Annotated in this window: 9 protein-coding genes and 3 pseudogenes; 9 read left to right on the top strand and 3 right to left on the bottom strand. The window is 74.1% G+C overall.

Annotation, left to right across the window (positions count from 1 at the left end; translation table 11 throughout):
- The first annotated feature begins 194 nt into the window (after positions 1–194).
- The 3 genes from AB0472_RS45650 (at position 195) to AB0472_RS45660 (ending at position 3,732) form a co-directional block, all read left to right on the top strand.
- Positions 195–1,475 (top strand): LuxR C-terminal-related transcriptional regulator, encoded by a 1,281-nt coding sequence (locus AB0472_RS45650; protein WP_366365582.1) that lies wholly within the window; start codon positions 195–197, stop codon positions 1,473–1,475.
- 65 nt (positions 1,476–1,540) lie between these two features.
- Positions 1,541–1,738 carry a DUF4236 domain-containing protein gene (locus tag AB0472_RS45655; protein WP_366365584.1) on the top strand — a complete coding sequence of 66 codons (198 nt, stop codon included), beginning with the start codon at positions 1,541–1,543 and terminating at the stop codon, positions 1,736–1,738.
- Positions 1,739–2,202: 464 nt separating this feature from the next.
- The gene (locus AB0472_RS45660) at positions 2,203–3,732 is read left to right on the top strand and encodes a UDP-N-acetylglucosamine 1-carboxyvinyltransferase (RefSeq protein ID WP_351962593.1); all 1,530 of its coding nucleotides are present in this window, start codon (positions 2,203–2,205) and stop codon (positions 3,730–3,732) included.
- Here AB0472_RS45660 and AB0472_RS45665 read toward each other — a convergent pair.
- Positions 3,666–4,199: pseudogene (locus tag AB0472_RS45665) on the bottom strand (DUF2867 domain-containing protein); the annotation flags it as partial. The gene AB0472_RS45660 and the pseudogene AB0472_RS45665 overlap by 67 nt on opposite strands.
- 40 nt (positions 4,200–4,239) lie before the next feature.
- Between AB0472_RS45665 and AB0472_RS45670 the strand changes: the two are divergent.
- A pseudogene (locus AB0472_RS45670) lies at positions 4,240–4,452 on the top strand (carbohydrate ABC transporter substrate-binding protein); the annotation flags it as partial.
- Between the two features lie 5 nt (positions 4,453–4,457).
- On the opposite strand, the gene AB0472_RS45675 reads toward AB0472_RS45670, so the two are convergent.
- Complete coding sequence (locus AB0472_RS45675) at positions 4,458–6,446, bottom strand: BTAD domain-containing putative transcriptional regulator (RefSeq protein ID WP_366365595.1); 1,989 nt, start codon at positions 6,444–6,446, stop codon at positions 4,458–4,460.
- A gap of 63 nt (positions 6,447–6,509) precedes the next feature.
- On the opposite strand from AB0472_RS45675, the gene AB0472_RS45680 reads away from it, so the two are divergent.
- Positions 6,510–7,388 (top strand): alpha/beta hydrolase, encoded by an 879-nt coding sequence (locus AB0472_RS45680; protein ID WP_366365587.1) that lies wholly within the window; start codon positions 6,510–6,512, stop codon positions 7,386–7,388.
- A 63-nt stretch (positions 7,389–7,451) separates the two neighbouring features.
- Here AB0472_RS45680 and AB0472_RS45685 read toward each other — a convergent pair whose 3' ends face one another.
- Positions 7,452–7,889 (bottom strand): DUF6299 family protein, encoded by a 438-nt coding sequence (locus AB0472_RS45685; protein WP_366365588.1) that lies wholly within the window; start codon positions 7,887–7,889, stop codon positions 7,452–7,454.
- A 273-nt stretch (positions 7,890–8,162) separates the two neighbouring features.
- Between AB0472_RS45685 and AB0472_RS45690 the strand changes: the two genes are divergently transcribed.
- The 4 genes and pseudogenes from AB0472_RS45690 to AB0472_RS45705 all read left to right on the top strand — a co-directional run.
- Positions 8,163–8,357, top strand: coding sequence for a DUF5999 family protein (locus AB0472_RS45690; RefSeq protein ID WP_366365590.1), 195 nt, complete (start codon positions 8,163–8,165; stop codon positions 8,355–8,357).
- A gap of 106 nt (positions 8,358–8,463) precedes the next feature.
- Positions 8,464–9,276 (top strand): PaaX family transcriptional regulator C-terminal domain-containing protein, encoded by an 813-nt coding sequence (locus AB0472_RS45695; RefSeq protein ID WP_366365592.1) that lies wholly within the window; start codon positions 8,464–8,466, stop codon positions 9,274–9,276.
- A gap of 205 nt (positions 9,277–9,481) precedes the next feature.
- Complete coding sequence (gene cysC / locus AB0472_RS45700) at positions 9,482–10,033, top strand: adenylyl-sulfate kinase (protein WP_366365594.1); 552 nt, start codon at positions 9,482–9,484, stop codon at positions 10,031–10,033.
- Positions 10,030–10,139: pseudogene (locus tag AB0472_RS45705) on the top strand (sulfate adenylyltransferase small subunit); the annotation flags it as partial. The gene cysC and the pseudogene AB0472_RS45705, both read left to right, overlap by 4 nt.

Here is a 10,139-nt window from a genome sequence, read left to right on the forward strand (position 1 = left end):
TTGCCCCACCCGCACGCCGCGAGCAGGTTCACAGCATTGGTGTCCATCCTGTGCCTCTTTGGCTCCCGCGTAACAGCGTCGGGGGGGCCCGGGCCCCCGCGACACACCCCCCGTGCGGAGCGGTACGGCGACCGTAAGCGGCGGATCGTCCGGAACCCATCCCAACCATCTGGGATATCCCTACAGTTGCGGATATGCCTCGACCTGCTTCCGAGCCCTCGCCAGAGTTCGCGGCGGGCCGTTCCGGTTCGTTGCGCGCCCGTTCCGGCGATCTGGTGGACGCCTTCGAGCGCCGCTCCCGCCGGCTGCTGGCCACCGCGCCCGCCTCCGGCGCCGCCCTGGAGGTGCTGGGCGCCGCCGCCCAGAGCCTGCTCCGCCAGGTGCCGGCGGACGTGTGGTGCGGGGTGCTGCTCGATCCGGCGACGCTGCTGGACACGGGCGGCCGGCACGAACAGGGCTTTCCCGAACGCGTGATGCCCAGGCTCTTCGAGATCGAACACGCCGAGCAGGCGGGCGTCGACAACATCCGGGCGCTGTCCCGCCGTAGCGAGCCGGCCAGTCTGCTGAGCGTGTCCACGGGCCGGCGCCTGGAGGACAACGTCTACTACCGGGACATTCTGCACCCGGAGGGCCTCGCCGACGAGTTGCGGGTGGCGTTGCGCGACCGGGGGCACTGCTGGGGGCTGCTGGTGCTGTGCCGGGCCCGCGGCACACGGCCGTTCTCCCCCGCCGACGTGGCGCTCGCCGCCCGGCTCAGCACCCCGGCGGGGCGGGCGCTGCGCCAGGCGTTCCTGCTGGGCGGCACCGACCTGGGCGACACCCCGGACGCGCCGGGCCTCGTCGTCCTCGACCGCGACGGCCGGATCCGGCAGGCCACGCCGACGGCCCGGCACTGGCTCGGCCAGATCCAGGAGAGCCGTCCGACCGACGAGGAGACGGGCCCGCTGGCGCTGCAGGCGGTGGCGGCGAGGGTGCGCACCACCGGGCACGAGAACGCCGGGGAGTCACCGGCTCCGGTCCGGTCGACACGCTCCCGGGTGCGGACCCACAGCGGCCACTGGGTCACGCTGCACGCCACGCACATGTCGGCCGCGGGTGACGGCGAAGGGGGCGGCGAGGACAGCGGGGCGGGGCACACGTACGTCTCGGTCGGCCTCAGCCAGCCCGGCGAACTCGCCGCGATCGTGCTCGACGCGTACGGCCTGTCGGCCCGCGAACGCCAGGTCGCGCAGCGGGTGCTGGTGGGCCGGTCCACCACGGAGATCGTGGACGAACTGGCGATCACCGAGGACACCGTCCAGGACCATCTCAAGAAGATCTTCCGCAAGGCGGACGTGCACAGCCGCCGCGAACTCATGGAGGAGGTCTTCTTCCACCACTACCTGCCCGGCCTCGTCCAGCCTCCGCTGACCACGGACGGCCGGCGGCGGCCGCGCGGCGGCGGCGCCGGGAAAGATGCCGCCGGGCCGGGCTGAGGGCGCCGCGCCGGGGTAGCCGAAAGGCCATCGGCAAGCCTCGCAGCGAGGTGGAAGGAGACATCGTGCCCCTCACGTTCCGCAAGAGTTTCCGGATCCTGCCGGGTGTGCGCCTGAACATCAACCGGCACTCCTGGTCCCTCACCACCGGCGGCCGGCACGGGCCGCGTCACACGCACAGCAGTACGGGACGGCGCACCACGTCGATGGACCTGCCGGGCCCGTTCGGGTGGCGGCGCACCAGCAGGGCCCGGCGCCGCTGACGGCCTCGGGGTTCCGGCTCAGGAGTCGCAGGCCGGCCGTGGGCGGTGAGGCCGACCGGGAGGCGGCCGGCCGGGGCGGCGGTGAAGGTGGTGTCGTCGAGCACCCGGGCGCCGCCGTCCGGCTCCGGGCGCGGGCGACAGGGAACCCGGAAGGCGGATGGTCGGCGTGTCGAAAACCGGGTCACACCGTTTCAAGTCGGGCAGCCCATGGGACGACGGCGCAACGCCTGCCGGTCAGCCCCCTCCCCACAGCGGGGCGGACGCCCGCGGCACCCTCGTCGAGCGGGCGGTTCGGGCTCCGGCCCGGGCGGTCGGCGGAGGGCACGCCGCTGCCGGTGACGACCTCGGCGACCCCGCGCCGGCACTCCGGGGCGACGAGCCGAACAGCCGGGCCCGCTGACAGGGCATCACCCGAACGGACCCCCCAACGGGCACCATCTCATATCTGAGATAACCTCGGCCTCATGGCAGACGACTACCTCGTACGCATCGGCAAGCTCATCCGTGACGCCCGGCAACACCGTGGCTGGACACAGACCCAGCTCGCGGAGGCGCTCGGCACCAGTCAGAGCGCTGTCAACCGCATCGAGCGCGGCAACCAAAACATCAGCCTTGAGATGATCGCTCGAATCGGTGAGGCCCTGGACAGTGAGATCGTCTCACTGGGCTACGCGGGCCCGATGCATCTGCGGGTGGTCGGCGGCCGCCGCCTGTCCGGCGCCATCGACGTGAAGACGAGCAAGAACGCGTGCGTGGCCCTGCTGTGCGCCTCGCTGCTCAACAAGGGGCGCACGGTGCTGCGCCGGGTGGCCCGGATCGAGGAGGTGTACCGCCTGCTGGAGGTGCTCAACTCCATCGGCGTGCGCACCCGCTGGATCAACGACGGGGTCGACCTGGAACTGGTGCCCCCGGCCGACCTCGACATGGCGTCGATCGACGCCGAGGCCGCCGTACGCACCCGCTCGATCATCATGTTCTTCGGCCCGCTGCTGCACCGCATGGACCACTTCAAGCTGCCCTACGCCGGCGGCTGCGACCTGGGCACGCGGACCATCGAGCCGCACATGATCGCGCTGCGCCGGTTCGGCCTGGACATCGCGGCGACCGAGGGGCAGTACCACGCGCAGGTCGACCGCGCGGTCCGCCCCGGCCGCCCGATCGTGCTGACCGAGCGCGGCGACACGGTGACCGAGAACGCGCTGCTGGCGGCCGCCCGGCACGACGGCGTCACCGTCATCCGCAACGCCTCCTCCAACTACATGGTCCAGGACCTCTGCTTCTTCCTGGAGGCGCTGGGCGTCAAGGTCGAGGGCATCGGCACCACGACGCTCACCGTGCACGGCGTCCCGAACATCGACGTGGACGTGGACTACTCGCCCTCCGAGGACCCGGTCGAGGCGATGAGCCTGCTGGCCGCGGCCGTCGTCACCGAGTCGGAGCTGACGGTCCGGCGCGTCCCCATCGAGTTCCTGGAGATCGAGCTCGCCGTCCTGGAGGAGATGGGCCTCGACCACGACCGCAGCCCCGAGTACAGCGCGGACAACGGCCGTACCCGCCTGATCGACCTCACGGTCCGCCCCTCCAAGCTGGAGGCGCCGATCGACAAGATCCACCCCATGCCGTTCCCCGGCCTGAACATCGACAACGTGCCGTTCTTCGCCGCCATCGCGGCGGTCGCGCAGGGCAAGACCCTCATCCACGACTGGGTCTACGACAACCGCGCGATCTATCTGACCGACCTCAACCGCCTCGGCGGCCGCCTCCAGCTCCTCGACCCGCACCGGGTCCTGGTGGAGGGCCCGACCCGCTGGCGCGCCGCCGAGATGATGTGCCCGCCGGCCCTGCGCCCCGCCGTGGTCGTCCTGCTGGCCATGATGGCGGCCGAGGGCACGTCCGTGCTGCGCAACGTCTACGTCATCAACCGCGGTTACGAGGACCTCGCCGAACGGCTCAACTCGATCGGGGCGCAGATCGAGATCTTCCGGGACATCTGAGGCCCGGACGCCGCCACGGTCCCGCCCGACCCGCCGCTCGACCGGTCGGGGCGGGACGCGGCGGCGCGCCTGGCCGAAGCAGGCGTCCGACACGTCGATGGCGACCCTGAGGGGGCCGGGCATCGGCCGGTCCGCCGTCCGCCTCCCCCGTCAGTCGGTGAGTTCCGCCGGAACCGGCAGGCCCCGCGTTCGGCGGCGCGGACGATGTTGCGGGCCATGCCGCCGAAGACGACCGCGTGGAAGGGCGAGACGCTCCACCAGTAGAGCTGGCCGAGCAGTCCGTGCGGGTGGAACAGGGCCCGCTGCCGGTAACGCGCGCCGCCGGTGCCCTCGACGTCGACGTACATCTCCAGCCAGGCCAGGCGGGGCAGCCGCATCTCGGCGCGCAGCCGCAGCAGCAGGCCGCGTTCGATCTCCTCCACCCGCCAGAAGTCCAGCGAGTCACCGACCCGCAGCCGCCGCGCGTCACCCCAGGGGGCGCCGTACTCCTGGCGGCTCTGGACGGGCCCGCGCTGCCTGGACGCCTCGGACGTCATGGCGCCCGCCGTACGGGACGCCTTCTACGAGGCCGCGCTGCTGACCATCGCGAGGGTCGCCGCCGGCCAGGACCCCCGCATCCGGGGCCTCCTCCAGGACGTGCAGCGGGTGCAGGACGCCCGGTCGGCGCAGAGCGGCGACGACGGCGCAGCGGCCCTGACGTCGGTGTGCAGCACGCACTGAGCGGCCTACGGGGCGCCGATGGCTTCCTCGATCGCCCGCAGCCAGCCGTCGACCGGACCCGCCGTCAGCAACCCGCTCCCCGCACCCGCGAGTTGGCCGCCGGCCGGGCGGAGCGCGGCCAGGCAGCGGTGCAGGGCGGGACGGTCGCCGAGTTCCAGGGCGACGGCCGCCGTGACACACCACAGCGCCTCCTGCAGGAGGCCGGCAGGCGGGTCGGGCAGGGCGCGCAGCGCGTCGCGGGCGGCCCCTTCGCCGTCGGCGGCGAGGGCGAGCGCGGGCCGGATCCAGGGGAGGTACGGGCCCCAGTCGACCGCCGGGTCGACGGCGTCCCGGACGCCGTACGGCCGCCCCGCCAGGCGGAGGCAGAGCAGCGCGAGGGGAAGCAGCCCGTCGCGCACCCCGGGCATGCCGGCCCCGTCGAGGAGCCGGCCGACCTCGCGATAGGCGGCCTCGGCGGCACCGGCTCCTCCGCCGCCGTGCGCGGTCTCGCCCGTCGCCGCCAGGCGCAGCGCCCGGTATCCGTCCGTGAACACCTTTGTCAGTGGCAGTTCATGACGGTCCGCCAGCCGGTCGGCCGCCGTCGCGTGCGCGTCGGCCGCGGCGAAGTCGGCGAGGGCGGCGCGGGCCTGCGTCCGGATCAGGTGGCCGAGTACCTCGTAGGTGACCAGGCCGTGGCGGGCGGCGAGGGCGACCAGTTCGGTGCCGACGGTGTCCCGGCGCGGGGCGAGGCCGGTCCGGTTGCAGGACTGCAGGAAGACGCCGTTGAGCGCGAAGGCGAGCAGCGCCGGGTCGTCGAGGCGGCGGGCGAGACGCTCGGCCTCGGCGGCGGCCGCCAGCGCGCGGCCGGATCCGGTGCCGCGGGTCTCCAGGGCGACGGTGGCGAGCAATCGGCAGCGGGCCGCGTCCTGGGCCGGGGTGGCGGGGAGTCGGGCGAGCGCCCGTTCGGCGGCCCGGACGATGCGGGCGGCGCCCGGCTCGTCGTCGGACCGGGGCCAGATCGCGGGGACGTCGTAGGCGCCGATGACCCGGGCGGTGAGTTCCGGGTCACCGGACTCCTCGGCCGCGGTGATCGCCGCGAGCCGGTGTTCGCGGGCGGCGGTCAGCCCGCCCGAGCCGGTCACCGCGAGGGTGCGCAGCAGTCCGACGGTCGATTCGAGCCGGGCCCGGGCACCGGCGGCGACGTTGCGGTCGTACGCCTCGGCCGCCCGCGACCAGACCCTGGCCGCGGCGGCCGCCGGTTCCGCGTCCAGGCCCGGGTCCTGGGCGAGGATGCCGGCCTCCAGGCGGCGCAGCGCCCGGCCCGGGTCGAGGCCCAGCCGGTCGGCGAGGGTCGCGCGGGCCCGGCGCAGCACCGCGAGGGCGTCGCCCTGGCGGCCGGTCCGGTAGAGGGCGAGGGCCAGCAGCCGCCAGGCGTCCTCGCGCCACGGGTGTCCGGTGAGGTGGGCGTCCAGGTCGGGCACCGCCTCGGCCGCCCGGCCCGCCGCCAGCAGCGCCCCGGCCCGCTGCTCAACGGCCCGCAGCCGCAGCTCGGTCAGCCGCACCCGCTCGCCCTCGCACCACCGCTCGTCCGCGAACTCGGCGTAGGCGGGCCCCCGCCACAGCTCCAGGGCCTCCCGCAGCCGGTGCGCGGCCCGTGCGGGCTCCTGCTGCGCGGCGGCCTCCACGGCCTGCTCGAAGAGCCGGGCGTCGACCGTCTGAGCGCGCAGCGCGTAGCCGGGGCCGTCGGTGACCAGGAGCCGGGCCGGGGTGCGGGGCGGCCGGTCGGGTTCGAGGGCCCGCCGCAGGTCGCCCACGAAGGTGCGGATCGCACCGACGGCGGCGGGCGGCGGCTCCTCCCAGAGGTCGGCGACCAGCCGGGCGACGGGCACCACGCGCCCGCGGGCGACGAGCAGCCGGGCCAGCACGGCGCGGTGCCTGGGACCCTTCAGTGCGAGCGGGAGGCCGGCACGCTCGGCCGTCACGGGTCCGAGCACCCCGAAGGCGACCTGGTCGATCCTCACCCGCCCACCGTACGTGCTGCTGATCGGCTGCTGATCCGGGCGCGGGAGCCTCGGCGCATGAACATGAACATCCCCGGTTTTCGGCAGCACCGCGTCCCGGTCGCGGACGGCGTCGCCCTGCACGCGGCGGTCGGCGGCACCGGCAGTCCGGTCGTCCTGCTGCACGGTTTCCCCCAGACCCACCTGATGTGGCGGCACGTGGCCGCAGACCTCGCGGCGGAGCACACCGTGATCTGTCCCGACCTGCGCGGCTACGGCGCCAGCGACAAGCCGGCCGACGTCGACGGGACGTCGTACGCGAAGCGGACCATGGCCGCCGACGTCGTGGCGCTCGCGCGGGCTCTGGGCCACGAACGGTTCGCGCTGGCCGGGCACGACCGGGGCGCGCTGGTCGCCTTCCGGGCCGGTCTCGACCATCCGGACGCGGTCACGCACCTGGCGCTGCTGGACGTGCTGCCGACCCTGGACATGTGGGAGGTGCTGCACGGCGCCACGGCCGCGGTCGCCTTCCACCTGTACCTGATGGCGCAACCGCCCGGTCTGCCGGAGGAGTTGATCGGCGCGGCACCGGACCTGTTCTTCGGTCACTTCCTCGACCTGTGGACGCGCGACCCCGGGGCGGTCCCGGCCGACGTCCGCGCCGCCTATCTGGCGGCCTGCCGGGCGGCAGTGCCCTCGATCGTGGCCGACTACCGGGCCTCGGCGGGCGTCGACACCGAGCACGACCGGGCCGACCGGGCCGCCGGGAACGTGCTGCGCATGCCGGTCGCCGTCCTCCAGCAGGACTGGGGCGCCGCCCTCGGCTACGACGCGGCGGCGCTCTGGCGGGCCTGGGCGCCGGATCTGGAGCACCGCACGGTGGACTGCGGGCACTTCATGGCGGAGGAGGCGCCCGACGAGGTGGGTGCGGCGCTGCGGAAGCTGCTGGGCCGCTGACGGACGCCGCCCGCGTCCGGCGCTCCGGCACCCGTGCGGCGCCGGAGCGCCCGGAGACGCGGCTCAGGCCTTGGTGAGGGTGATGTCCTGCCGGCTGACGGCATGGAAGGACGGCAGCGGCAGGCCGCCCGTGTTGCGCAGTTCCAGGATCGTGGCCTCGACGTTGGCCGCGCCGGGCTTGAGCTTCTCCGGGGCGACCTCGCCGGTGTTCTCCCAGTGGTGCTCGGCGCCGTCGCAGACGGCCTGGGTGCCGCCGATGCCGTGCCGGAGGTTCGGGGAGTCCTGGCTGAGCGACGCGCTGATGAACACGGGGCCGGTGGCGTCGGTGCAGGTGTAGGTGCCGGACAGGGTGACGGTGCCGTCGGCGGCGAGACGGCCGGTGGGGTCGACGGTGACGGACTCGGCGGGGGCTCCGGCCGGTGCGGCGGTCGCGGGGGCGACGGCGGCGCACGCCAGGGCGGCGGCACCGAGGGCCGCGGCGAGGGCGGGACGTAGGGGCATGGTTTCCTTCCCGGATCGTGAGGGGGCACGCCCTGGATACCGGGCGGCCGGGTCCCGGAGCGTGACCGTCACCCCTTCGGTGGCGCGTCCCGCCGCACGGGGGAAGGCCCCGGGGCGTGTCCCGGAGCCGCGGCGGCCGTCGTCGGAGCGTCCGGGAGTTGTCCGCGTGTTGTCACAGGTCGCGGCAGGTGGTTCCCCGGCGTTCACGGCGGGAGCATGGTCTGGTCATGCCGGTCGGCGACCGTGCCGGAGGCAGACCCGTGGAGGTGCGCCATGTGTTCCCACCAGTCCCCGAGCGCGACGGCCGACCGCGGCCCGGCGCACATCGTCGCCGCCCACCCCGAGCAGGGCTGGACCCTGCTGTGCGACGGGGCGATCGTCTTCGACGACACCGGCGAGCTGCACGCCGACGGCAGCGTCGTCCCGCCGCACCGCGGCCCGGCCGGCCGCCTCGCCGTCGCCGCGTGACCCGGACCCCGCCGGCCCGCACGGGGCATCCGGGACACGCCCCGGAATCCTGACTCTCATTCAGCCGTGCACCGAAGGTGACCAGCAGCGATGCCGGGGACCTAAAATGATCAACGTGCCCGAGCAACACGCCCCGAGGTCCCTCATCGTCACGCTCTACGGCGCGTACGGCCGCTTCCTGCCCGGCCCGGTGCCCGTCGCCGAGCTGATCCGGCTGCTGGCCGCCGTGGGCGTGGACGCCCCCTCCGTACGTTCGTCGGTGTCCCGGCTGAAACGACGCGGGCTGCTGGCACCGGCCCGGACCGCGCAGGGCGCCGCCGGGTACGAGCTCTCCGCGGAGGCACGGCAGTTGCTCGACGACGGCGACCGCCGGGTGTACGCCGCCGCACCGCCGCAGGACGAGGGCTGGGTGCTCGCGGTGTTCTCGGTGCCCGAGTCGGAGCGGCAGAAGCGGCACGTGCTCCGCTCCCGGCTGGCGGGACTCGGCTTCGGCACCGCCGCGCCGGGCGTGTGGATCGCCCCGGCCCGGCTCTTCGAGGAGACCAGGCACACCCTGCGCCGGCTCGGCCTCGATCCGTACGTGGACTTCTTCCGCGGTGACCACCTCGGCTTCCAGCCCACCGCCGAGGCCGTCGCCCGCTGGTGGGATCTGACGGCGATCGCCAAGGCGCACGAGCAGTTCCTCGACGCGCACGAGCCGGTGCTGCGCGGCTGGGAGCAGCGCGCCGACACCCCGCCCGAGGACGCCTACCGGGACTATCTCCGCGCCCTCGACACCTGGCGGCACCTGCCGTACACCGACCCGGGGCTGCCGACGAACCTGCTGCCCGCCGACTGGCCGGGCACCCGCTCGGCGGCCGTCTTCCACGCCCTGCACGAACGGCTGCGCGAGCCCGGGGGCGTCTTCGCTGGCCTGTGAACGCCCCTGGTGACACCGGTGACCGGCTTCTGTGAACAGGCCACCCTCTGTGAAATGTTCATTGCAGGATGCTGTGACCTCTTGCGTACCAGGAGTCACTCAGTCAAACCTCAGGTTCCTCAACCACTCCCCTCAGACTTCTTACCTACTCTTCGACGGGTCGTACACGAGTTCGCCGAGAAGGTAAGGAAGAGGTCTGTTGCGCATGACCACCACGCCAAGGGCTCAGGGAGCCACGGTCTGGCTGACGGGGCTGCCGAGCGCGGGCAAGACGACGATCGCCCGTCTCCTCGGCGACCGGCTCAAGGCCGAGGGACATCGCGTGGAGGTCCTCGACGGCGACGAGATCCGCCGCTTCCTCTCGGCCGGTCTCGGCTTCTCCCGGGCGGACCGCAACACCAACGTGCAGCGCATCGGCCTGGTCTCCGAGGTCCTCGCGCGCAACGGCGTGCTCTCCGTCGTCCCGGTCATCGCCCCCTACGCCGACAGCCGCGAGGCGGTCCGGGCCCGGCACGAGAAGAGCGGGACGCCGTACCTGGAGGTGCATGTGGCGACCCCCGTCGAGGTGTGCAGCGAACGGGACGTGAAGGGCCTGTACGCCAGGCAGGCCGCGGGCCGGCTGACGGGCCTGACCGGCGTCGACGACCCGTACGAGCCGCCCGTCGACCCGGCGCTCGTGCTGCACACCCAGGACCAGAGCCCGCGGGAGTCGGCGGACGCGGTGCACGCGCTGCTGGTGGGGCGGGGACTTGCATGAGCGCCTTCACGCTGTCGCACCTGGACGCGCTGGAGTCCGAGGCGGTCCACATCTTCCGCGAGGTCGCGGGCGAGTTCGAACGGCCGGTGATCCTCTTCTCCGGCGG

Origin of the sequence: Streptomyces sp. NPDC086777 (assembly GCF_040702065.1) — a bacterium.
Taxonomy (GTDB): Bacteria; Actinomycetota; Actinomycetes; order Streptomycetales; family Streptomycetaceae; genus Streptomyces.